This is a genomic window from Chitinimonas naiadis, assembly GCF_054780835.1.
Genome location: NZ_BAAGVO010000001.1, coordinates 312,321 through 334,896, shown reverse-complemented (window position 1 = coordinate 334,896; position 22,576 = coordinate 312,321). Strand labels below are relative to the sequence as shown.

Annotated in this window: 22 protein-coding genes and 2 tRNA genes; 4 read left to right on the top strand and 20 right to left on the bottom strand. The window is 59.6% G+C overall.

Going from position 1 to position 22,576, the window contains the following annotated elements; translation table 11 throughout:
• Positions 1–67 precede the first annotated feature (67 nt).
• From thrS to tpiA, 20 genes are all read right to left on the bottom strand, one after another.
• On the bottom strand, positions 68–1,969 hold the full coding sequence (thrS, locus tag ACYVHK_RS01450; protein WP_460526836.1) for a threonine--tRNA ligase: 1,902 nt from the start codon (positions 1,967–1,969) through the stop codon (positions 68–70).
• A gap of 167 nt (positions 1,970–2,136) precedes the next feature.
• Positions 2,137–2,213, bottom strand: a tRNA-Val gene (locus ACYVHK_RS01445).
• A 74-nt stretch (positions 2,214–2,287) separates the two neighbouring features.
• Complete coding sequence (locus ACYVHK_RS01440; protein ID WP_460526834.1) at positions 2,288–2,596, bottom strand: DUF2818 family protein; 309 nt, start codon at positions 2,594–2,596, stop codon at positions 2,288–2,290.
• A complete protein-coding gene (gene nuoN, locus ACYVHK_RS01435) occupies positions 2,593–4,056 on the bottom strand; it encodes an NADH-quinone oxidoreductase subunit N (protein ID WP_460526832.1) in 1,464 nt (487 codons plus the stop codon). Before nuoN ends, ACYVHK_RS01440 begins: the two co-directional genes overlap by 4 nt.
• 31 nt (positions 4,057–4,087) lie before the next feature.
• Positions 4,088–5,584: an NADH-quinone oxidoreductase subunit M gene (locus tag ACYVHK_RS01430; RefSeq protein WP_460526830.1), complete on the bottom strand. Its 1,497-nt coding sequence runs from the start codon at positions 5,582–5,584 to the stop codon at positions 4,088–4,090.
• Positions 5,585–5,634: 50 nt separating this feature from the next.
• Complete coding sequence (nuoL, locus tag ACYVHK_RS01425; RefSeq protein ID WP_460526828.1) at positions 5,635–7,674, bottom strand: NADH-quinone oxidoreductase subunit L; 2,040 nt, start codon at positions 7,672–7,674, stop codon at positions 5,635–5,637.
• Between the two features lie 52 nt (positions 7,675–7,726).
• A complete protein-coding gene (gene nuoK / locus ACYVHK_RS01420) occupies positions 7,727–8,029 on the bottom strand; it encodes an NADH-quinone oxidoreductase subunit NuoK (RefSeq protein ID WP_331983427.1) in 303 nt (100 codons plus the stop codon).
• Positions 8,030–8,056: 27 nt separating this feature from the next.
• Positions 8,057–8,707: an NADH-quinone oxidoreductase subunit J gene (locus ACYVHK_RS01415; protein WP_460526826.1), complete on the bottom strand. Its 651-nt coding sequence runs from the start codon at positions 8,705–8,707 to the stop codon at positions 8,057–8,059.
• Between the two features lie 24 nt (positions 8,708–8,731).
• Positions 8,732–9,211 carry an NADH-quinone oxidoreductase subunit NuoI gene (nuoI, locus tag ACYVHK_RS01410; protein WP_460527168.1) on the bottom strand — a complete coding sequence of 160 codons (480 nt, stop codon included), beginning with the start codon at positions 9,209–9,211 and terminating at the stop codon, positions 8,732–8,734.
• Between the two features lie 19 nt (positions 9,212–9,230).
• Complete coding sequence (gene nuoH, locus ACYVHK_RS01405; protein ID WP_460526824.1) at positions 9,231–10,289, bottom strand: complex I subunit 1/NuoH family protein; 1,059 nt, start codon at positions 10,287–10,289, stop codon at positions 9,231–9,233.
• Positions 10,290–10,300: 11 nt separating this feature from the next.
• Positions 10,301–12,628, bottom strand: a complete 2,328-nt coding sequence (nuoG, locus tag ACYVHK_RS01400; protein ID WP_460526822.1) for an NADH-quinone oxidoreductase subunit NuoG — start codon at positions 12,626–12,628, stop codon at positions 10,301–10,303.
• 103 nt (positions 12,629–12,731) lie between these two features.
• Positions 12,732–14,021: a complex I 51 kDa subunit family protein gene (nuoF, locus tag ACYVHK_RS01395; RefSeq protein ID WP_460526820.1), complete on the bottom strand. Its 1,290-nt coding sequence runs from the start codon at positions 14,019–14,021 to the stop codon at positions 12,732–12,734.
• Between the two features lie 17 nt (positions 14,022–14,038).
• On the bottom strand, positions 14,039–14,512 hold the full coding sequence (gene nuoE, locus ACYVHK_RS01390; protein ID WP_460526818.1) for an NADH-quinone oxidoreductase subunit NuoE: 474 nt from the start codon (positions 14,510–14,512) through the stop codon (positions 14,039–14,041).
• A complete protein-coding gene (locus ACYVHK_RS01385) occupies positions 14,512–15,765 on the bottom strand; it encodes an NADH-quinone oxidoreductase subunit D (RefSeq protein WP_460526816.1) in 1,254 nt (417 codons plus the stop codon). The genes nuoE and ACYVHK_RS01385 overlap by 1 nt, the downstream gene beginning before the upstream one ends.
• Positions 15,758–16,351: a complex I 30 kDa subunit family protein gene (locus tag ACYVHK_RS01380; RefSeq protein ID WP_460526814.1), complete on the bottom strand. Its 594-nt coding sequence runs from the start codon at positions 16,349–16,351 to the stop codon at positions 15,758–15,760. The genes ACYVHK_RS01385 and ACYVHK_RS01380 overlap by 8 nt, the downstream gene beginning before the upstream one ends.
• 15 nt (positions 16,352–16,366) lie before the next feature.
• Complete coding sequence (locus ACYVHK_RS01375; RefSeq protein WP_265584022.1) at positions 16,367–16,825, bottom strand: NuoB/complex I 20 kDa subunit family protein; 459 nt, start codon at positions 16,823–16,825, stop codon at positions 16,367–16,369.
• A gap of 26 nt (positions 16,826–16,851) precedes the next feature.
• Entirely contained in the window at positions 16,852–17,220 is a 369-nt protein-coding gene (locus ACYVHK_RS01370) for an NADH-quinone oxidoreductase subunit A (protein ID WP_460526812.1), read from the bottom strand.
• Positions 17,221–17,329: 109 nt separating this feature from the next.
• Positions 17,330–17,414 (bottom strand) — tRNA-Leu (locus ACYVHK_RS01365).
• A gap of 24 nt (positions 17,415–17,438) precedes the next feature.
• A complete protein-coding gene (gene secG / locus ACYVHK_RS01360) occupies positions 17,439–17,798 on the bottom strand; it encodes a preprotein translocase subunit SecG (protein WP_460526810.1) in 360 nt (119 codons plus the stop codon).
• A gap of 5 nt (positions 17,799–17,803) precedes the next feature.
• Complete coding sequence (tpiA, locus tag ACYVHK_RS01355; RefSeq protein WP_460526807.1) at positions 17,804–18,529, bottom strand: triose-phosphate isomerase family protein; 726 nt, start codon at positions 18,527–18,529, stop codon at positions 17,804–17,806.
• Positions 18,530–18,747: 218 nt separating this feature from the next.
• On the opposite strand from tpiA, the gene pstS reads away from it, so the two are divergent.
• From pstS to pstB, 4 genes are all read left to right on the top strand, one after another.
• Complete coding sequence (gene pstS, locus ACYVHK_RS01350; RefSeq protein WP_460526805.1) at positions 18,748–19,791, top strand: type 2 periplasmic-binding domain-containing protein; 1,044 nt, start codon at positions 18,748–18,750, stop codon at positions 19,789–19,791.
• Between the two features lie 108 nt (positions 19,792–19,899).
• Positions 19,900–20,889, top strand: coding sequence for an ABC transporter permease (gene pstC / locus ACYVHK_RS01345; protein ID WP_460526803.1), 990 nt, complete (start codon positions 19,900–19,902; stop codon positions 20,887–20,889).
• A gap of 21 nt (positions 20,890–20,910) precedes the next feature.
• The gene (pstA, locus tag ACYVHK_RS01340) at positions 20,911–21,756 is read left to right on the top strand and encodes an ABC transporter permease family protein (protein ID WP_460526801.1); all 846 of its coding nucleotides are present in this window, start codon (positions 20,911–20,913) and stop codon (positions 21,754–21,756) included.
• A 40-nt stretch (positions 21,757–21,796) separates the two neighbouring features.
• Positions 21,797–22,567: a phosphate ABC transporter ATP-binding protein gene (pstB, locus tag ACYVHK_RS01335; RefSeq protein WP_460526799.1), complete on the top strand. Its 771-nt coding sequence runs from the start codon at positions 21,797–21,799 to the stop codon at positions 22,565–22,567.
• Positions 22,568–22,576 lie beyond the last annotated feature (9 nt).

The window sequence follows — 22,576 nt, the reverse complement described above, 5'->3', positions numbered from 1 at the left end:
GAAAAACGAAAACCGCGCGACCCGAACGGAACGGCCTCGTATTTCAACGAGGCCATCGGACTCAGACTCAGATCGATTCTGCTTTCCAGCGCTCAATCAGCACTTCAAGCGTCATCTGACCCAGATCTTCGCCACCGCGGGAACGCACGGCAACCAATCCAGCAGCTTTTTCCTTATCGCCAACCACAATCTGATAAGGCAGCTTCTGCAAGCTATGTTCGCGTATTTTAAAGCCTATCTTGTCACTTCTCAAGTCCGACTCGACTCTAAATCCCTGTTTTTTGAGGGAAGCCGTCAATTCGGCGGCGTAATCGGCCTGATGTTCACTGATACTCATGACCACCGCCTGGACCGGTGCCAGCCAGAACGGGAAGGCGCCAGCGTGGTTCTCGATCAGAATACCCAGGAAACGCTCGAGCGAACCGAGGATGGCACGGTGCAGCATGACCGGCCGCTTGCGCAGGCTGTCTTCTGAACTCACGTACTCGGCATCGAGGCGCTCCGGCAGCACGAAATCGAGCTGCAGGGTGCCGCACTGCCAGGAACGGCCCAGCGCGTCCTTGATATGGTACTCGACCTTGGGGCCGTAGAAGGCGCCTTCGCCCGGCAACTCCTCCCATTCCACGCCGCAGGCGCGCAGGGCGTCACGCAGGCCCTCTTCGGCACGATCCCAGGTCTCGTCCGTGCCGGCACGCTTCTCGGGGCGCAGGCTGAGCTTGACGGCCACGTTGTCGAAGCCGAAGTCGCGGTAGACCGACATGGCCAGCTCGTTGAAGTCCTTGGACTCCGCAACGATCTGGTCTTCGGTACAGAAGATGTGCGCATCGTCCTGCGTAAAGCCGCGCACGCGCAGGATGCCGTGCAGCGCGCCCGAAGGCTCGTTGCGATGACATGCACCAAACTCGGCCAGGCGCATCGGCAGGTCACGGTAGGAGCGCAGGCCGCTGTTGAAGATCTGCACGTGTGCCGGGCAGTTCATGGGCTTCACGGCGTAGTCGCGCTTTTCCGACTCGGTCGTGAACATGTTCTCGCGGTAGTTCTCCCAGTGGCCGGATTTCTCCCACAGCACCCGATCCATGATCACCGGCGTACGCACTTCCTGGTAGCCCGCCACATCCAGGCGTTTGCGCATGTATTGCTCGACCGACTGCCACAGGCTCCAGCCCTTGGGGTGCCAGAACACCATGCCAGGTGCCTCGTCCTGCATATGGAACAGGTCGAGTTGCTTGCCAAGCTTGCGATGGTCGCGCTTCTCGGCCTCTTCCAGCATGTGCAGGTATTGCTCGAGGTCTTCCTTCTTGGCCCAGGCCGTGCCGTAGACGCGCTGCAGCATCTCGTTACGGCTATCGCCACGCCAGTAGGCGCCAGCCAGCTTCATCAGCTTGAACACCTTGAGCTTGCCCGTGGACGGCACGTGCGGGCCACGGCAGAGGTCGGTGAAGTCACCTTCGCGATAGAGCGACAAGGCCTGGTCGGCAGGAATGCTCTCGATGATCTCGGCCTTGTAGTGCTCGCCGATACCCTTGAAATAGGCCACCGCCTCGTCGCGCGACAGTTCGTAGCGCTCGACCGGGATATCGCGCTTGGCCAGCTCAGCCATCTTCTTCTCGATCGCCTCGAGGTCCTCAGGCGTAAACGGACGCTTGTAGGCGAAGTCGTAGTAGAAGCCGTTGTCGATGACCGGACCGATCGTCACCTGCGCATCCGGGAACAGCTCCTTCACCGCATAGGCCAGCAAGTGGGCAGTGGAGTGACGAATGACTTCCAGGCCGTCCGCATCCTTCTCGGTCACGATGGCGAGCTGCACATCACGGTCGATCAGGTAGGAGGTATCCACCAGCTTGCCATCGACCTTGCCGGCCAGGGCGGCACGGGCCAGGCCGGCACCGATGCTGGCGGCAACGTCGGCGACGCGCACGGGTTGGTCGAAGCTGCGCTGGGAGCCGTCGGGAAGCGTGACGATGGGCATTTCATTCCACCTTTGCGTTGCATTACGAAGAGTACGGACGAAAAAAAAGTGCGACCTAAGTCGCACTTTTCTTTTTTTGAACAAACGAACTTCCGAAAGCCGACTCAGCTCAGATGAGAATTGCCGGTAGTAGTAGTTCGGAATGACATAATCGTTTGCTCCGATGTTGGTAGGCGCGATTGGACTCGAACCAACGACCCCCACCATGTCAAGGTGGTGCTCTAACCAGCTGAGCTACGCGCCTGAAGAGCTGCGCATTCTAGGGATGTACCGTTGTTCTGGCAAGCCCTTCCTGCAAAATTCTTCAAAAAACTTTTACTAGATGCCTGGCTTGCGCCAGAAGTACTTGATTACAAAGCCGGGAAAGGCGGCGATCACAAACAGGGAAAATGTCGGCACATAGAAATTCAGAAACTTCTTCGGGTGCAGCGGCCCCATCCGTGATTCCAGCCACAGGCCGATACCGACCATGACCAGGTAGAGCAATACCAGCTCCAGCAGCCGCCAGCCCAGCGCCTTGCCCCCTGCCCTGCCGCTAGGCCTGACAAACAGGACACGCTCGGCCATGAACGGCAAATTGGCGGCCAAGGCCGCCAATCCAAGATACGCAATCAATGCCGCGCTCACAGCATCCCCAGGCTGGCCCGTACCGACTCATAGCACAGGTTGAGCAGGGACTGCGGTGCCAGGCCCAGACCCAGGATCACCAGACAGTTGGCCGACAGCAGGATGCGCATGTCGAGCTTAACGGCGATCGGGCTGGCATCAAGTGGTTCGTCCATGAACATGAGCTTGACCACACGCAGGTAGTAGAACGCACCGACCAGCGAGAACAGCACCGCTACCACCGCCAACCAGATCAGGCTCTGGCTTGTCACTGCCACGATGGACTGGATGACCGCCAGCTTGGCAAAGAAGCCTGCGAACACCGGGATACCGGCCATCGAGAACATGATGAACAGCATCATCCAGGCAAACCAGGGGCTACGCTGCGCCAGACCCTTGAGGTCGGACAGGCGCTCAGCCTCAAAGCCCTGGCGGGACAGCAACAGGACGATACCGAAACCAGCTACCGACATGATGGCGTAGACGATAGCGTAGAACATCGCGGCCGAATAACCCTGCAGCGTACCAGCCAGGATACCTAGCAACAGGAAACCCATGTGCGAGATGGTCGAATAGGCCAGCATGCGCTTGAGGTTGGTCTGCGCAATCGCCACCACGTTGCCGACACCGATGGACAGCACAGCCAGCACGATCAGCATGCCTTGCCATTGCACCAGCAGGGAAGGCAGTGCTTGCACCAGCAGGCGCATCACGAAGGCAAAGGCAGCCAGCTTGGGGGCGGAACCGATCAGCAAGGTGACCGAAGTCGGCGCACCCTGGTAGACGTCTGGCACCCACATATGGAACGGCACGTTACCGAGCTTGAAGCCGATACCGGTGACGATGAACACCAAGCCAAACACCAGCAGCGTCGGGTTGGCCGCACCGCTGGCAACCTTCTGCGCGATCATATGGATATCGAGGCTGCCGGTGGCGCCGTAGATCATGGACATGCCGTACAGCAGCATGCCCGAGGCCAGTGCACCCAGCACGAAGTACTTCATGGCCGCCTCGGTCGCCACCGCGGAATCACGCGGCAGGGCAACAAGGGCATACAGCGACAGCGACAGCAGCTCCAGGCCGACATACAGGGTCAGAAGGTTGGTGGCCGAAGCCATGACCATCATGCCCAGCAGCGCGAACAAGGACAGCGTGAACAGCTCGCCCTTGTAGATCTGCCGATCCGCAGCGTAGGTCCGGCTGTAGGCCAGCATCAGGCCGACAGCGACATACATACCCACCTTCAGCACATCGGACATGGCATCCGCCACGAACATGCCGGAGAAGGCAGCACGCGGCGCCCAGGCGAAGCCTTCGATCGTGAAGACCGCGGCACCGACCAGCGCCACCAGCGACATGGCGTAGGTGATATCGCGCTGTTCATCCTTCAGGAACAGATCGATCAGCAGGATGGCCGAGGTTGCACAGAGCAACCAGATTTCCGGCAGTGCGGCGACCAGATTCAAACTAGCGAGCGTCATTCTTGTTCAATCCCGTTTTCTGTGTCGCTTATCAAGGCAGCTTGGACTGCTTGACCTGCGAGATCAGCGTGTCGACGCTGGTATGCATCTTGGACGTGAAGGCTTCCGGGTACAGACCCATGCCCAGCACAGCCACTGCCAGCACCGCCAGCACTGCAAATTCGCGCAGATTGATGTCCTTCAATTCGGCCACATTGCTGTTGGCCACATCACCAAAGATCACCCGCTTGTACATCCAAAGGGTGTAGCTGGCGCCAAACACCAGGGTGGTGGCCGCCAGGAAGGCGTACCAGAAGTTCACCTGAACGGCACCGATGATGACCATGAACTCACCCACGAAGCCGGAAGTCGCCGGCAGGCCGGAGTTCGCCATCGCAAACAGCAGGGCGAAGGCAGCAAACTTGGGCATGGTATTGGCCACACCGCCGTAGTCGGCGATCTTGCGGCTATGCACGCGGTCATACATCACGCCGATACAGAAGAACATGGCGGCGGACACGAAGCCGTGCGAGATCATCTGCACCAGCGCGCCTTCGACACCATAGGTCGTCGGACCACCTTCAACAAACATGTAGAAGCCCAGGGTCACGAAGCCCATGTGCGAGATCGAGGAGTAAGCCACCAGCTTCTTCATGTCGGTCTGCACCAGGGCCACGAGGCCGATGTAGACCACAGCAACCAGCGACAGCGCGATGATGATCCAGCCGTATTCACGCGCGGCATCCGGCGCGATCGGCAGCGCAAACCGCAGGAAGCCGTAGGCACCCAGCTTCAGCGTGATCGCCGCCAACACCATGGAACCACCGGTAGGCGCTTCGACGTGGGCGTCCGGCAACCAGGTATGGACCGGGAACATCGGCACCTTCACCGCGAAGGCGAAGAAGAACGCGATCATCAGGTAGCCCTGTACCGCCAGCGGCAAGGCAACACGCTGGAAGTCACCGATCTCGAAGCTCTTGCCAGCCTGGAAGTACAGGTAGATGAACGCCACGAGCAACAGCAGGGAACCCATCAGGGTGTACAGGAACAGCTTGATGGCGGCGTAGACGCGGTTCTGGCCGCCCCACACACCGACGATCAGGTACAGCGGGATCAGCATGGCTTCGAAGAACACGTAGAACAACATCGCATCCATCGAGGAGAAGGCACCGTTGATCAGGCCGGACATGATCAGGAAGGCCGCCATGTATTGCGACACGCGCTCCTGGATCACCTCCCAGCCCGCCACCACGACCAGCAGGGTCGTAAAGGCGTTCAGGATCACGAAGAACATCGACAGGCCATCTACACCGAGGTGGTAGTTGATGTTGAAGGCTGGAATCCAGGCCTTCATTTCCTCGAATTGGGCACCACCGTGCAACGGGGCGAAATTGGTGTAGAGCGGAATGGTAACCAGGAAACCCAGCACCGCACCGATCAGCGCCAGTACACGGGCGACGCCCGCATTGCGGTCGCCACCAGTCGCCAGCACGATGAGACCGGCCACGATCGGCACCCAGATCGCCAGACTCAACAGATGTTCAGACATATCCACCCTTACCTACTGAATGTGTTTTCTTAAAGCGCGTCAGCACGGAATCAATGCGGGATGACGTAGCGGCCGAGCCACCAGGTCAACAGCAGCAATGCACCGATGATCATGGCGAAAGCGTAGTGATAGATGTAGCCAGTCTGTACACGACGGACCAGGCCCGAGATCGCACCTACCAGCTTGGCAGCACCGTTGACGATCAGACCGTCGATCAGCAGCGTGTCGCCCGCCTTCCAGAACACCTTACCCAGGGCACGGCCGAATGTGGCGAAGCCTTGGATATACAGGTGATCCATGTAGTACTTGTTTTCCAGCAGGGTGTTGATCGGGCCGGTCTTGGCCTTGATCGCAGCCGGGATATCAGGGCGCTTCATGTAGAAGAACCAGGACAAGGCCACACCTGCCAACGCCAGCCAGAATGGCGCAGTGGTCAATGCATGGACGCCCATCGCGGCGGCGCCGTGGAATTCCTCAGCCAGCTCATGCATCACGTGGTGATGGCTGGTGTCGATGACGCCCTTGAAGAAGTCGCCATACAGCATCGGCTCGATCGCGATGAAACCGATGACCACCGAAGGAATGGCCAGCAGGACCAGCGGCAGGGTCACGACCCACGGCGTTTCATGCGGCTTGTCGTTCGGACCCAGGCCATGGTGGTGTTCGTCGGCATGCTCATCGTCGTGATGATCGTCATGAGCATGGTGGTCATGCTTGGCTTCCATCCAGCGTTCCTTGCCGTGGAAGACCAGGAAGTACATGCGGAAGGAATAGAAGGCCGTGACGAACACACCGATGATCACCGCGGCGTAGGCAAAGCCCGCTGCCGGCAGGTGCGAGGCATGCACCGCTTCGATGATCGAATCCTTGGAATAGAAACCGGAGAAGAACGGCGTACCGATCAGCGCCAGCGAACCCAGCAGCGAGGTGATCCAGGTAATGGGCATGTACTTGCGCAGGCCGCCCATGTTGCGGATGTCCTGATCATGGTGCATGCCGATGATGACCGAGCCGGCGCCAAGGAACAGCAGTGCCTTGAAGAAGGCGTGGGTCATCAGGTGGAACACGGCGACCGAGTAGGCGGAGGCACCGAGTGCAACCGTCATGTAACCCAGCTGCGACAAGGTGGAATAAGCCACCACGCGCTTGATGTCGTTCTGAATGATGCCGAGGAAACCCATGAACAAGGCGGTGATCGCGCCGATGATCATGATGAAGTTCAGTGCGGTATCGCTGAGCTCGAACAGCGGCGACATGCGCGACACCATGAAGATACCGGCCGTCACCATGGTGGCGGCGTGGATCAGCGCGGAGATCGGGGTCGGGCCTTCCATCGAGTCGGGCAGCCACACGTGCAGCGGGAACTGGGCGGACTTACCCATGGCGCCAATAAACAGCAGGATGCAGGTGACCGACAACAGCGACCACTGCACACCCGGGAACAGGCTGATGGTGGCGTCCTTCAGTGCAGGTGCCTGGGCAAACACATCGGCGTAGTAGAAGGAACCGAAATGACCCAGAACCAGGCCGATACCCAGCAGGAAGCCAAAGTCGCCCACGCGGTTGACCAGGAAAGCCTTGAGGTTGGCGAAGATCGCGGTCGGCTTCTTGAACCAGAAACCGATCAGCAGGTAGGACACCAGGCCCACCGCTTCCCAGCCGAAGAACAGCTGCACGAAGTTGTTACTCATCACCAGCATCAGCATGGAGAAGGTAAACAGCGAGATGTAGCTGAAGAAACGCTGGTAGCCCGGGTCTTCTTCCATGTAGCCGATAGTGTAGATATGCACCATCAGCGACACGAAGGTCACGACCACCATCATCATGGCGGTGAGCTTGTCGACCAGGAAGCCGACCGAGACATCCAGGCCGTTGACCGTCATCCATGTGTACACGTTGCCGTTGTAGGCAGCGCCACCATTGATCTGGTCGAACAGCACATAGAAAGCGCCTGCACAGGAGGCGGCCACGCCGAGTATGGTGACCCAGTGCGCACCGGCACGACCGATTGCGCGGCCAAACAGGCCGGCAATGATGGCGCCAAAGAGCGGGAACAGGGCGATCAGCAGGTAGAGCGTTGGTTTATCCATGTTTTCGCGCAGGCTGTTTCTTGTTGGTTCGTCAGGCTCGGTTCGACTTCGATCAGCCCTTCAGGCTGTCGAGGTCTTCCACATTGATCGAGCGCGTATTGCGGAACAGCACGACCAGGATCGCCAGACCGATGGCCGATTCAGCGGCAGCCACGGTCAGGATAAAAAATACGAAGATCTGGCCAGCGGTGTCACCGAGGTACTTCGAGAACGCGATGAAGTTCATGTTCACGGCGAGCAGCATCAGCTCGATCGCCATCAGCAACACGATCACGTTCTTGCGGTTCATGAATATGCCGAATACCGAGATCGCGAAGAGGATCGCGGCCAGCACGAGGTAATGGGTCAGCGTCATGGCTTATGGACTCGTCGTTTTCTCGGCTCAGGCCGCAGGCTTGTCGGCAGCGTCATCGGCCGCAGGCGCTTCAGGCAGTTCAACTTCGGCCTGCATCTTCACGATGCGGACGCGATCACTGCGCTTCACGGCAACCTGCTCAGCCGGGTTGATGTACTTGGTGTTCTTGCGGCGGCGCAGCGTCAGCGACACGGCGGCGATCATCGCCACCAGCAGCAGCACGGCGGCCAGCTCGAACGGCAACAGGTAGTCGGTGTAGATCGGCACACCCAGTTGCTTGATGTTGGATACACCGTCCGGCAGCGGCGCCACAGAGCTGAAGGCCGACAGGCCGGTGTTCGGGGCGATCAGCACCAGTACCATCTCGGCCGCCATGATCACGGCGACGATGGCAGCGACCGGGAAGTAGTTCCAGAAACCGGCACGCAGCTCCTCGAAGTTGATGTCCAGCATCATCACCACGAACAGGAACAGCACCATGACCGCACCGACATAGACCAGGACCAGCGAGATGGCGAGGAACTCGGCCTCGATCAGCATCCACAGCACGGCACCGGTGAAGAAAGACAGCACCAAGCTCAGCGCAGCGTGCACCGGGTTCTTGGCGGTGATCACCCGCAAGGAAGAGGCGATCAGGATCGCCGCAAACAGATAAAAAATGACGGTAGTCAAAGTCATGGCAGCCGGGCTCTTGGTTTCCGATTAGCGATACTTGGCATCGGCTTCGCGATTTTTCGCGATCTGGGCTTCGTACTTGTCACCCACGGCAAGCAGCATGGGTTTGGTGTAGTACAGGTCACCGCGCTTTTCACCGTGGTATTCGAGCACATGCGTTTCGACGATGGCGTCGACCGGGCAGGCTTCTTCGCAGAAACCGCAGAAGATGCACTTGGTCAGGTCGATGTCGTAGCGCGAAGTACGGCGCGTACCGTCGTCACGCACTTCCGACTCGATGGTGATCGCCATTGCCGGGCAGACGGCCTCGCACAGCTTGCAGGCGATGCAGCGCTCTTCGCCATTGGCGTAGCGACGCTGGGCATGCAGGCCGCGGAAGCGCGGAGAATACGGCGTCTTCTCTTCCGGGAACTGGACGGTGATCTTGCGCTGGAAGAAATGCCGGCCAGTAAGGGCCATGCCCTTGACCAGTTCAAACAGCAGAAAGGTCTTGACGAAATTCTGAATCTTTTCCATGGCTATCGGCTTACCACAGCGAGTACGAAGTTTGCATCCAGGCCGCAATCACCACGATCCAGACGAGCGTCACGGGGATGAAGATCTTCCAGCCCAGACGCATCAGTTGGTCATAGCGATAACGCGGGAAGGTCGCGCGGAACCACAGGAACAGGAACATCACGAACACCATCTTGGCAAACAGCCAGAAAATGCTCGACGCACCCAGGACAGGAATCGATGCTGCGAACGGCGACAGCCAACCACCCATGAACAGGATCGAGGTCATCGCACAGATGAGCCACATGTTGGCGTACTCACCCAGGAAGAACAGGGCGAACGACATGCCCGAGTACTCGATCATGTGGCCGGCCACGATTTCCGACTCGCCTTCGGCAACGTCGAAAGGTGCGCGGTTGGTTTCTGCTACGCCGGCGATCAGGTAGACCAGGAACAGCGGGAACAGGGGCACCCAGTTCCAGGAGAACAGCGAGCCGCCGCCCATGCCGTGACCTTGCTGATTGACGATGTCGGTCAGGTTCAGGCTGCCCGACACCATCAGCACACCGACCAGTGCAAAACCCATGGCCAGCTCGTAGGAGATAACCTGGGCCGACGCACGCAGCGCACCAAGGAAGGCGTACTTGGAGTTGGAGGCCCAACCGGCGACGATAATGCCGTACACACCCAGCGAACTGATGGCCATCACGTACAGCAGGCCGGCGTTCACATTGGCCAGAACAATGCCGGGCGCAAACGGTACGACAGCCCAGACAGCCAGCGCAGGCGCCAGCACCATGATAGGCGCCAGGAAGAACAGGCCGGTGGAGGCCGCGCTCGGGGAAACGATTTCCTTGAGCAGCAGCTTGAGGCCGTCGGCAATCGGTTGCAGCAAGCCGAACGGACCCACGCGGTTCGGGCCGATACGGATCTGCATGAAACCGATCACCTTGCGTTCGAACAAGGTGGCATAGGCCACAGCGCCGAACACCGGGAGAATGATCAGGACAATCTTGAGCAAGGTCCAGGCAAGTACACCCAGGGTCGGCCCAAGCAGGGAGAGGAAACCGTTATGCAGCGCGTCGATCATGCTGTCTCTCCTCAGGCGCGCGTCAGGTTGATGGGGGCAAACATCGCGCCGAGGGCGGCGGTGCTCGTATGGGCGGTCGCGACACGAACCACGCCGTCGGCGAGACCCTTGTCGATGACCACCGGCAATACCACGCTGGCGTCGCCCTGCTGGACCCTCACCGACTCACCGTCGGCCACGCCGACTTGTGCAGCCGTTGCAGCGGACAGACCCACCACCGGTGCTGCGGCATCGCGGGTCTTCTGCAACGAAGGAGCACGACGGACCAGGGCATCGCTCTGGTAGATGGGCACTTCGCCAAGGCGAACCAGGCCCTGCGGCGCAGCTTGCAGCGTGACGGCGACGTCGCCAACCGAGTTGTTCAGCTTGGCAGCAACCCCGGCTTCGCCTTGCGGCAGCGCCGCCTTGCGAACGGCTTCGGCACTGTCGAGCTCGAAACCCGACAAGCCCAGCAGGTTGCCCAGTACACGCAGTACCTTCCAGCCCGGACGGCTGTCGCCCAGCGGCTTGACCACGCCATTGAAGGTCTGCAACTTGCCTTCCATGTTGATGAAGCTACCCGCGGTTTCCGAGAACGGCGTGATGGGCAGCAGCACATCTGCGTAGTCCTGCGCGCCATGCTTGAAAGCGGACAACGCCACCACCATGCCGGCCTGCTTGGCAGTCGCCAGCGCAGCCTGGGCATTGTGGCTGTCGAATTCGATTTCGGTATTGAGCAGCAGCACGGCCTTGCGCGGCTTGGCCAGGGCGTCGGAGGCACTCAGACCCAGAACCTGCGCACCAACAGTGTTGGCAGCTTCACTCATCCAGCCCAGCACGGCGCCGGTCAGCGCGGCTAGCTGGTTGGCCACGGCCGCCAGTTCGGCAGCACGCGGATGATGAGCGGCCAGGTTGCCCAGCAGAACGGTGGCGAGGTCGCCTTCATTGGCGGTGGCATCAATCAGCTGCTGTGCAATTGCACGGGCTTGGTCAGTGACGGTTGCATCGGCAACAGCGGCCGGCACGGCTGCCTGCTTGAGCTCGGCGGCGGCCTTGGTCACGCCAGCCAGTGCCTCGACCAGTTGGTCCGGACGGGCGATGAGTTTGGCCGACGGCTTGACGAACAGTTCGTCGTCCATCGGATTGACGATGGACAGCTTCAGGCCGCGCTTGACGCCTTGGCGCAGACGTTGCGCCAGCAGCGGTTGTTCTTTACGCAGAGTCGAACCTACCACCAGTACGGCCTTGGATTGCGCGACATCGGCAATCGCCTGACCCAGCCAGAAGGCACCTTGCTGCGCCTGGGGCAGGCGGCTGTCGGCATAACGACCACCGAAGCTGGCAGCACCAGCCTTCAGGCCCTGGCTCAGCTGGTTCAGGAGGAACAGTTCTTCCACGCTGGCGTGCGGCGTTGCAACGGCAGCAATGGAGTCGGCGCCATGTTCGTGGGCGATGGACTTCAGGCCGTTGCCCACGTATTCCAGAGCGGTCTGCCAATCGGTTTCCAGCCACTGGCCACCCTGCTTGAGCATGGGCTTGGTCAGTCGCTCGGCACTGTTCAGCGCTTCGTAGGCGAAGCGGTCACGGTCGGCGATCCAGCATTCGTTGATCGCTTCGTTTTCCAGCGGCAGCACGCGCATCACGCGGTCGCCCTTGACCTGAACGATCAGGTTGGCGCCAAGGCCATCGTGCGGGCTGACGCTCTTGCGACGCGACAATTCCCAGGTACGGGCGGTATAGCGGAACGGCTTGGAAGTCAGTGCGCCGACCGGACACAGGTCGATCACGTTGCCGGAAATCTCGGAGTCCACGGTCATGCCGATGAAGGACATGATCTCGGAGTGTTCGCCACGGCCAGCCATGCCCATCTCTTGCATGCCGGCGACTTCTTCGGTGAAGCGTACGCAGCGGGTGCAATGGATGCAGCGGGTCATGTCGGTGGAAATCAGCGGGCCGAGATCCTTGTTCGCCACGACGCGCTTTTCTTCTTCATAGCGCGAGCTCGAACCACCGTAACCCACGGCCAGATCCTGCAGCTGACATTCGCCACCCTGGTCACAGATCGGGCAATCCAGCGGGTGGTTGATCAGCAGGAATTCCATCACGCCCTGCTGGGCCTTCACCGCCATGTCCGAATGCGTGAATACCTTCATGCCATCACTGACTGGCGTCGCACAGGCGGGCAGCGGCTTCGGTGCCTTCTCCACCTGGACGAGACACATACGGCAGTTGGCCGCGATCGACAGCTTCTTGTGATAACAGAAGTGAGGAATATGGGTGCCGTTGGCGCGCGCAGCCTCAATGACCGTAGTGCCATTGGGGACTGTCAGTTTGGTACCGTCGATTTCGATTTCAAGCATGGTCGGGCTGCCCGAACTTTCGTCTTAGCTGAGAACGGGTCCGGCTTTTGCCGCACCCGCCCTACAGGAGTTGGTCTTGCAATCTGCTACTTAAAGCGGCCGATCAATAACCCGGCACGATGCATTTTTTGTGTTCGATGTGATGCAGGAACTCATCACGGAAATGCTTGAGCATGCCTTGTACCGGCATCACGGCGGCATCGCCCAGCGCACAGATCGTACGGCCGGCGATGTTCTTGCCCACCGATTCCAGCAGGTCCAGGTCTTCCGGTCGACCGAGGCCACGCTCGATACGATCGACGACCCGGTACAGCCAGCCGGTACCTTCACGGCAAGGCGTACACTGACCGCAGGATTCCTCGTAATAGAAATAGGACAGGCGACGCAGGGCCTTGACCATGCAGACCGTCTCATCCATCACGATCACGGCACCCGAACCCAGCATGGAACCCGCTTTGGCGATGGCATCATAGTCCATCGTGGTTTCCATCATGATATGGCCAGGCAGTACCGGAGCCGATGAACCACCGGGGATCACGGCCTTGATCTTCTTGCCACCGCGCATGCCACCGGCCATTTCCAGCAGCTCGCTGAACGGCAGGCCCAGCGGCACCTCGAAGTTGCCGGGACGGTTCACATGCCCGGAGACCGAGAACAGCTTAGTACCGCCGTTGTTCGGCTTGCCCAGTTCCAGGAACTTCTGGCCACCCTCGCGGATGATGTAAGGCACCGAGGCAAAGGTCTCGGTATTGTTGATCGTGGTCGGCTTGCCGTAGAGGCCATAGCTGGCCGGGAACGGCGGCTTGAAGCGCGGCTGGCCCTTCTTGCCTTCCAGCGATTCCAGCAGGGCAGTTTCTTCGCCACAGATGTAGGCGCCGTAACCATGGTGGCCATGCAGCTGGAAGCTGAAGTCGCTACCGAGGATGTTGTCACCGAGGAAGCCGGCGCGCCGTGCTTCTTCCAGTGCTGCCTCGAAGCGGTTGTAGGCCTCGAATACTTCACCGTGGATATAGTTGTAACCGACGCTGATACCCATCGCATAACCGCCAATGATCATGCCTTCGATCAGTGCGTGCGGATTGTTGACGATGATATCCAGATCCTTGAAGGTACCCGGCTCACCTTCGTCAGTATTGCAGACGAGGTACTTCTGGCCCGGGAAGCTGCGTGGCATGAAAGACCACTTCAGGCCGGTCGGGAAACCCGCACCGCCACGACCGCGCAAGGCCGAGGTTTTCATCTCGGCAATGATCGCGTCCTGGGTGATACCTTCCGCAATGATCTTCTTCAGGGCGGCATAGCCACCGCGCTGGATGTAGGCGTCGATGTTCCAGGAATTCGGATCATCAAAATCGACGCCGTCGAATACAACGCCTTTGACGTAAACGGTCATGCGCTTCGTCCCCGGCCTTAGTTGAGTTCAGCCAGCTTGCGATCAATCGCATCTGGCGTCATGTGGTTGCACATCGTGTGGTTGTTCACGAGCATCACGGGTGCGTAACCGCAGGCACCCATGCATTCGCCTTCCTTCAGCGTGAACTTGCCATCGGCCGTGGTCTCACCGTAGTGGATGCCGAGCTTCTTCTGCAGGTATTCACCGGCATCGGCACCGCCGGACAAGGCACACGGCAGGTTGGTACAGACGGTCAGCTTGAACTTGCCGACCGGCTGCCGGTCGTACATGTTGTAGAAGGTCGCCACTTCGTGGGCAGCCATCGGTGCAATACCGAGGTACTCGGCCACGAACTTGATGGTCTCCGCCGACAACCAGCCCTTTTCTACCTGGGCGATGCGCAGGGCGGACATGGTGGCCGAGCGCTTTTGGTCGGCCGGGTACTTGGCGATTTCGCGATCAATTTGCGCGAGGGAATCCGGGGTCAACATTAGCGGTCAATCTCCCCAAACACGATGTCCTGCGTACCGATGATCGCTACGACATCCGAAATCATGTGACCACGTGCCATTTCATCCAGCGCTGCCAGGTGGGCAAAGCCAGGGGCACGGATCTTCAGGCGGTAAGGCTTGTTGGCACCATCCGACACCAGATAGATGCCGAACTCGCCCTTGGGGTGCTCGACGGCGGCGTAAGCTTCGCCTTCGGGCACGTGCATACCTTCGGTAAAGAGCTTGAAGTGGTGAATCAGCTCTTCCATGTTCGACTTCATGTCGACACGGCTCGGCGGCGCAACCTTGTGGTTGTCGACAATGACCGGACCGGGGTTCTTGCGCAGCCAGTCCACGCACTGCTTGATGATGCGGTTGGACTGACGCATTTCTTCGACGCGTACCAAGTAGCGGTCATAGCAATCGCCGTTGACGCCAACCGGGATATCGAAATCGAGCTTGTCGTAGACTTCGTAGGGCTGCTTCTTGCGCAGGTCCCATTCGACGCCCGAGCCACGCAGCATCGCACCGCTCAGGCCAAGCTGGATGGCACGCTCAGGCGTAACCACGCCAATACCGACCGTACGCTGCTTCCAGATACGGTTGTCGGTCAGCAGCGTTTCGTATTCGTCGACATAGGTCGGGAAACGCTTGGTGAAGTCTTCGATGAAATCGAGCAGGGAGCCCTGGCGATTTTCATTGAGCTGCTTGATGGCAGCGGCATTACGGACCTTGGATGCCTGGTACTGCGGCATGCTGTCCGGCAGATCGCGGTAGACGCCACCGGGACGGTAGTAGGCAGCGTGCATGCGCGCGCCAGATACCGCCTCGTAGCAGTCCATCAGGTCTTCGCGCTCACGGAAGGCGTACAGGAACACCGTCATGGCACCGCAATCCAGACCGTGCGCGCCGATCCACATCAGGTGGTTCAGTACACGGGTAATCTCGTCGAACATGACGCGGATGTACTGGGCACGAATCGGCACCTCGATACCCATCAACTTCTCGATGGCCATCACATAGGCGTGTTCATTGCTCATCATCGACACGTAGTCGAGACGGTCCATATAGGGAACGGACTGGATGAAGGTCTTGTGCTCGGCCAGCTTTTCGGTCGCGCGATGCAACAGGCCGATATGCGGGTCAGCGCGCTGAACCACTTCACCATCCAGCTCCAGCACGAGGCGCAACACACCGTGCGCAGCCGGATGCTGAGGACCGAAGTTCAGCGTGTAATTCTTGATCTCAGCCACCGTAGTTCTCCTCGCGAATGATGCGCGGAGTGATTTCGCGCGGCTCGATGGTGACGGGCTGGTATATGACGCGCCCCTGGGTCGGGTCATAACGCATTTCCACATGACCCGACAGCGGGAAATCCTTGCGGAACGGATGGCCGACAAAACCGTAGTCGGTCAGGATGCGGCGCAAGTCCGGGTGACCGGTGAAGACGATGCCATACAGGTCGAATGCTTCACGCTCGAACCAGTTCATGCCGGGCCAGACGTCCAGCACGGAATTGATCACCGGCAGCTCGTCGTCTTCGCAGAAGACGCGAACCCGCAGGCGAACATTCAGGGAGACCGACAACAGGTGATAGACCACGGCAAAGCGACGGCCTTCCCAGCCGCCATCCTTGTAGGCACTGTAATCCAGGCCACAAAGATCCACGCAGGTCTTGAGCTGCAGGGATTCGTGATCACACAGGGTGCGAGTAATTTCCGGCCAGTCAGCCGCCTTGACGACCAGGGTCAACTCACCCAGAGCCGCGGTCAAGGAAACGGCCTTGTCACCCAAGGCCGCCTGCAGCGATTGGTACAGCGCGTCGAGTTTGGTTGCCATGATGCGTATCTACGGTTAACGCGCGATGGTATTGGTGCGCTTGATCTTGTTTTGCAGCTGAATCAGGCCGTAGAGCAAGGCCTCGGCGGTCGGCGGGCAGCCCGGAACGTACACATCCACAGGGACGATACGATCGCAGCCGCGCACAACGGAATAGGAGTAGTGATAGTAACCACCACCATTGGCGCAGGAGCCCATGGAGAGCACCCAGCGCGGCTCTGGCATCTGGTCATAGACCTTGCGCAAAGCCGGTGCCATCTTGTTGCATAAGGTGCCGGCAACGATCATCAAGTCGGATTGACGTGGGCTCGGACGAAATACAATACCGAAGCGATCCAGGTCATAACGGGCGGCGCCAGCGTGCATCATCTCGACCGCACAACAGGCAAGACCAAAGGTCATCGGCCACAAAGAGCCAGTACGGGTCCAGTTGACCACCGTATCGACGGTGGTGGTGATGAAACCTTTGTCCATCACACCCTGGGCCACAGGATTCTCGGCTACTCCCATTCCAGCGCCCCCTTCATCCATTCATAAACGAAGCCGACAACCAGCACCCCCAGGAACACCATCATGGCGATAAATCCGGGGAAGCCCACTTCCTTGATTACAGCAGCCCAAGGCAGCAGGAAGGCAACTTCGAGGTCAAACAGGATAAACAGAATGGCTACGAGGTAATAACGCACATCGAACTGCATGCGCGCATCTTCAAACGCCTCGAAACCACACTCGTAAGGGGACAGCTTTTCAGCATCCGGACGATTGGTGCCCAGCAACAGACTGACAGCCTTGCCAAGCGCCATGGGGGCAACACCCACCAACAGCCCGACCACCATGAAGAGCAGGACTGGGAAGTAGTTCTCGAGCATGAAAGCTCCCCGGTACGGTTTAAAATGTAATTAGACGTGATGGAAGTCTAGCTTCCATTGACACCACTGCAAGGCCCTTATCGGGAAGGCCCTGCAACGGTTTAGAATCTGGTGCCGACAGTGAGACTCGAACTCACACAGCTTGCGCCACTACCCCCTCAAGATAGCGTGTCTACCAATTTCACCATGTCGGCATCGCACCAAATTTTTGAACGAGATCAGTTAGGGATACTGCTCTGACCTTCGTTTTGCACCGGCTTGACCGGCGTATCCTGCTTTTTCTCTGCCGGCTGAGTCTGCACCACACCAGACATCACACCCACCCCAACACCGCCTTGCGGCTTGGCATCAACCCAAACAAGGGCGAACAGAGAACAGAAGAAGATTGTAGCACAAACCGCAGTCGTTCTACTCAGAAAATTTGCAGAACCGGTTGCACCAAACAAGCTGCCGGACGAGCCGCTACCGAAGGCAGCGCCCATATCGGCACCCTTGCCGTGCTGCAACAGCACCAGGACGATAACCGCCAGCGCCGACAGCACATTGAACACCTGGATAATACTCTTGAAGACTTCCATATTCCTCAGCCCGCTGCTCGGCAAATTTCGCCAAAATCCTTCACGTCCAGCGATGCCCCACCTACCAGCACGCCATCGACACCAGCTAGCGACATGATTTCAGCCGCATTGCCAGCCTTTACACTGCCACCGTACAGCACCGCATAGGAAGCACCCAGGCAGCGCTTGATCAACTCATGCATCGACGCGATCTGCTCATTCGAGGCAGCACGCCCGGTGCCTATGGCCCAAACCGGCTCATAGGCCACGCAAAACCGATCAGGACCAGCTCCGCGCGCCATCAAGGTATGCAGCTGAGCCAGTTGTGATTCTATCTTCGCTTCTGCACGGCCTGAATCCCGCTCGGCGAGCGTTTCGCCGACACAGACCACACCGAACAAACCCACCTCAAGCAGGCGAGCCAGCTTGTTGACCACCGCCGCATCCGATTCCGCGAAATAACGCCGACGCTCGGAGTGACCAGCAATGGCCAGCTTGCAACCTACATCCTTCAGCATGCGGGCCGACACCTCGCCCGTATAGGCACCATCACCATACTCACTGACATTCTGCGCCCCAACCAGGTAGGGCGAGCCGGCAAGCTTGTTGACTGCATGGTGCAGATACGGGGCTGGTACGCAAACAGACACTTCGGCGGAGTAACGCTCCTCGCGCAGCTGATCCAGCACTTCGCCGATCACCGCATTGGAACCGTTCATCTTCCAGTTGCCGACAACCCGTTTACGTATCATTTGGTATTACTCAGCACCCAGCAAAGGCCGCGCATTCTAAAGTTTGTTTTGCAGCGCGTCAAACCAGCCCGTCGGCCGGACCGACTAGAAACCTAGTTGTAATGTTTTTGAAATATCCCATCATTACCATCTGACCCGTTTGCAGAATCTGGCGGCCTGAGCAGGATGGGCGCAGGTTTGTGCGCTTAACCTCGAACTCACTCAAACGGAGAAACAGCATGTATCTGTCACTTGGCCGCAAACTCGGTGTAGCCGCCATCATCGGTATGGGTTTCAGCGTTGCGCACGCCGCCGACATCACCGGCGCTGGTGCCAGCTTCCCCTACCCGCTCTACGCCAAATGGGCCGAGATCTACAAGCAGAAGACCGGTAACGGCCTGAACTACCAATCCATCGGCTCCGGCGGCGGCATCAAGCAGATCCAGGCCAAGACCGTGGACTTCGGCGCTTCCGACGCCCCCATGCTGCCGGAAGACCTGGCCAAGAACGGCCTGCAGCAATTCCCGACCGTCATGGGCGGCGTGGTACCCGTCTACAACCTGCCAGGCGTTGCCGCCGGCCAGCTCAAGCTGACCCCGCAACTGCTGGCCGACATCTACCTCGGCAAGATCAAGACCTGGAACGCGCCAGAAATCGCCGCGCTGAACAAGGGTGTCACCCTGCCGACGCTGGGCATCAATATCGTACGCCGCGCTGACGGCTCCGGCACTTCTTTCATCTTCACCAACTACCTGTCCAAGGTCAGCCCCGAGTGGAAGAAGACCGTGGGCGAAGGCACTGCCGTGGCCTGGCCTGCCGGTATTGGTGGCAAGGGCAACGAAGGCGTCGCTGCCTACGTGCAGCGCCTGAAGGGTGCCATCGGCTACGTAGAATACGCCTACGCCAAGAAGAACAAGCTGTCCTACGTCAGCCTGCAGAACAAGGATGGTCAGTTCGTGACGCCGAGCGAGGAAGCCTTCCGCGCCGCCGCCTCCTACGCTGACTGGAAGAACGCCCCCGGCTTCTACGAAATCCTGACCAACGAACCAGGCAAGGCTTCCTGGCCTATCGTCGGCGCCACCTTCATCCTGATGCACAAGAAGCAGGACAAGGCGCAGAACGCTGCCGAAGTACTGAAGTTCTTCGACTGGGCCTACAGCGCTGAAGGCGACAAGCTGTCGCTGGACCTCGACTACATCCCGATGCCGGACGAAGTCGTCGCCCAGATCAAGGCCTCCTGGAAGCAAATGACCGATGCCGGCGGCGCCCCGGTTCTGAAGTAAACTGCGCCCGCCTTGCACCCCGCCCGGAGCCGCAGGGCAGCTCACACGGCAGGAATTGGTGATCCCATCGATTCCTGCCGCTTTGTTGCAAACAAGCCTGAGACACCCATGTCCGATCAAGCCCGTACACAGCGTTTCCGCCTCGCTGATGCCGTGTTCTTCAACCTGACGCGCGGTGCCGCCCTGTTGGTACTGGTACTGCTGACTGCCATCGCCGTATCCCTGATCTGGGGTAGCTGGAACTCGATCACCCAGTTCGGCGCCCAGTTCCTGATCTCCCCTTCCTGGGACCCGGTCAACGAGAAATTCGGTGCCTGGCGCCCCATCCAGGGCACGCTGATCACCTCCGCCATTGCCTTGATGATCGGCGTTCCGGTCAGCTTCGGCATCGCCCTGTTCCTGACCGAGCTGTCGCCCGCCTGGTTGCGCAAGCCGCTCGGTATCGCGATCGAACTCCTCGCCGGCATCCCGTCCATCATCTACGGCATCTGGGGCCTGTTCGTGGTCGCCCCCATCCTGATGGAAGGCAAGACCTTCCCGTCGCTGGGGATCACCATTCCGCCCATCCAGACCTGGCTGACAGAGACCACGGCCGGCATCCCCATCATCGGCAAGCTGTTCGACGGCCCGCCCTTTGGTATCGGCATGTTCACCGCCGGCCTGATCCTCGCGATCATGATCATCCCTTACATCGCCTCCGTGATGCGCGATGTGTTCGAGATCGTCCCCCCCATGCTCAAGGAATCCGCCTACGGCCTGGGCGCAACCACCTGGGAGGTGGTCTGGAACGTGGTACTGCCCTACACCCGCACCGGCGTCGTTGGCGCCATCATGCTGGGCCTGGGCCGCGCACTGGGCGAGACGATGGCGGTGACCTTCGTCATCGGTAACTCCTACGACGCCATCGAGTCGCTGTTCCACGCCGGCAACTCCATCGCCTCCATCCTCGCCAACGAGTTTGCCGAGGCCGGCGCCAACCTGCACTACGGCGCCCTGATCGAGCTCGGCCTGATCCTCTTCCTGATCACCTTCATCGTCCTGGCCTTTTCCAAGCTGCTGCTGTTGCGCTTGCAAAAGGGCGAAGGCAGCCACTCCTGACCGCGCAAGGACTACGACAACATGAATAAATCCCTCTACGCGCGCCGTCGTCTGATCAACGGCTTCAACCTGACCATGTCGACCCTGGCGATGGCCTTTGGCCTGTTCTGGCTCGGCTGGATCCTCTGGACACTGTTCAGCAACGGTCTGCAGGCGATGAGCCTGCACGTGTTTACCGATGCCACGCCAGGCCCGGACAGCGTCGGTGGCGGTCTGGTGAACGCGATCTTCGGCAGCCTGCTGATGGCCATTGCCGGCACGCTGATGGGCACGCCCATCGGCATCCTGGCCGGCATCTACCTGGCCGAGTACGGCCACCGTGGCTGGCTGGCCCCCACCACCCGCTTCATCAACGACATCCTGCTGTCCGCCCCGTCCATCGTAATTGGTTTGTTCGTGTGGATTGTCTACGTGCAGACGGTGGGTCACTTCTCCGGCTGGGCAGGCAGTTTTTCCTTGGCGCTGCTGGTGATTCCGGTCGTGCTGCGGACCACCGAGAACATGCTGCGCCTGGTACCGCATTCGATGCGTGAAGCCGCCTACGCGCTGGGTGCACCGCGCTGGAAGGTCATTACCTCGGTCACCCTGCGTGCCTCCAAGGCAGGTGTGATCACCGGCATCCTGCTGGCGGTATCGCGCATCTCGGGTGAAACGGCACCGTTGCTGTTCACTGCCCTGAACAACCAGTTCTTCAGCGCCAACATGAACCAGCCGATGGCCAACCTGCCGGTCACCATCTTCAAGTTCGCCATGAGCCCCTACGAAAACTGGATCTCGCTGGCCTGGGCCGGCGCCCTCATCGTGACCATGGCTGTGCTGGTGCTCAACATCGTAGCCCGCAGCCTGATCAAGAAAGAACACGCGTAAGGCCTTGCCGCCCGCGCTCCTATCGCCAGAAAGTGACGACATGACTACGCAAACCACCGATTCCAAGCTTTCCGTTCGCGGCTTGAACTTCTTCTACGGCAACTTCCACGCGCTGAAGAACATTGATCTGGATATTCCGGAAAAGAAGGTCACCGCCTTCATCGGCCCGTCGGGCTGCGGCAAATCCACCCTGCTGCGTACTTTCAACCGCATGTACGACCTCTACCCCAAGCTGCGGGCCGAGGGCCAGATCCTGTTTAACGGCGGCAACGTGCTCGACAAGGGCGTGGACCTGAACGTGCTGCGCGCCAAGGTGGGCATGGTATTCCAGAAGCCCACCCCGTTCCCGATGTCGATCTATGACAACGTGGCCTTCGGTGTGAAACTGTACGAGAACCTGTCGCGCTCCGAGATGGACGACCGGATCGAATGGGCGCTGCAGAAAGCTGCCCTGTGGAATGAGGTCAAGGACAAGCTCAAGCAGTCCGGCCTGGGCCTGTCGGGCGGCCAGCAGCAGCGTCTTTGCATCGCCCGTGCCGTGGCAGTCAAGCCGGAGGTCGTGCTGCTCGATGAGCCGACCTCGGCGCTGGACCCGATCTCGACCGCGCATATCGAAGAGCTGGTGCATGAACTCAAGCAGGACTACACCATCGCCATGGTGACCCACAACATGCAGCAGGCCGCCCGCGTCTCCGACATCACCGCCTATATGTACCTTGGCGAGTTGATCGAAGTCGGCGCGACCGACCAGATCTTCACCAAGCCCAAGCGCAAGGAAACGGAAGACTACATCACCGGCAAGTTCGGCTGATCCCGGTTG

Coding starts and splice junctions, on each gene's coding strand:
- thrS (WP_460526836.1), bottom strand. CDS start 1,969: ATGCCCATCGTCACGCTTCCCGACGGCTCCCAGCGCAGCTTCGACCAA.
- nuoN (WP_460526832.1), bottom strand. CDS start 4,056: ATGACGCTCGCTAGTTTGAATCTGGTCGCCGCACTGCCGGAAATCTGG.
- ACYVHK_RS01430 (WP_460526830.1), bottom strand. CDS start 5,584: ATGTCTGAACATCTGTTGAGTCTGGCGATCTGGGTGCCGATCGTGGCC.
- nuoL (WP_460526828.1), bottom strand. CDS start 7,674: ATGGATAAACCAACGCTCTACCTGCTGATCGCCCTGTTCCCGCTCTTT.
- nuoK (WP_331983427.1), bottom strand. CDS start 8,029: ATGACGCTGACCCATTACCTCGTGCTGGCCGCGATCCTCTTCGCGATC.
- ACYVHK_RS01415 (WP_460526826.1), bottom strand. CDS start 8,707: ATGACTTTGACTACCGTCATTTTTTATCTGTTTGCGGCGATCCTGATC.
- nuoH (WP_460526824.1), bottom strand. CDS start 10,289: ATGATCGACGCGCTGCATAACGGTTTCCTCTCCCTGCTTGGGCCGACC.
- nuoG (WP_460526822.1), bottom strand. CDS start 12,628: ATGCTTGAAATCGAAATCGACGGTACCAAACTGACAGTCCCCAATGGC.
- nuoF (WP_460526820.1), bottom strand. CDS start 14,021: ATGACCGTTTACGTCAAAGGCGTTGTATTCGACGGCGTCGATTTTGAT.
- nuoE (WP_460526818.1), bottom strand. CDS start 14,512: ATGTTGACCCCGGATTCCCTCGCGCAAATTGATCGCGAAATCGCCAAG.
- ACYVHK_RS01380 (WP_460526814.1), bottom strand. CDS start 16,351: ATGGCAACCAAACTCGACGCGCTGTACCAATCGCTGCAGGCGGCCTTG.
- ACYVHK_RS01375 (WP_265584022.1), bottom strand. CDS start 16,825: ATGGACAAAGGTTTCATCACCACCACCGTCGATACGGTGGTCAACTGG.
- ACYVHK_RS01370 (WP_460526812.1), bottom strand. CDS start 17,220: ATGCTCGAGAACTACTTCCCAGTCCTGCTCTTCATGGTGGTCGGGCTG.
- secG (WP_460526810.1), bottom strand. CDS start 17,798: ATGGAAGTCTTCAAGAGTATTATCCAGGTGTTCAATGTGCTGTCGGCG.
- tpiA (WP_460526807.1), bottom strand. CDS start 18,529: ATGATACGTAAACGGGTTGTCGGCAACTGGAAGATGAACGGTTCCAAT.
- pstS (WP_460526805.1), top strand. CDS start 18,748: ATGTATCTGTCACTTGGCCGCAAACTCGGTGTAGCCGCCATCATCGGT.
- pstC (WP_460526803.1), top strand. CDS start 19,900: ATGTCCGATCAAGCCCGTACACAGCGTTTCCGCCTCGCTGATGCCGTG.
- pstA (WP_460526801.1), top strand. CDS start 20,911: ATGAATAAATCCCTCTACGCGCGCCGTCGTCTGATCAACGGCTTCAAC.
- pstB (WP_460526799.1), top strand. CDS start 21,797: ATGACTACGCAAACCACCGATTCCAAGCTTTCCGTTCGCGGCTTGAAC.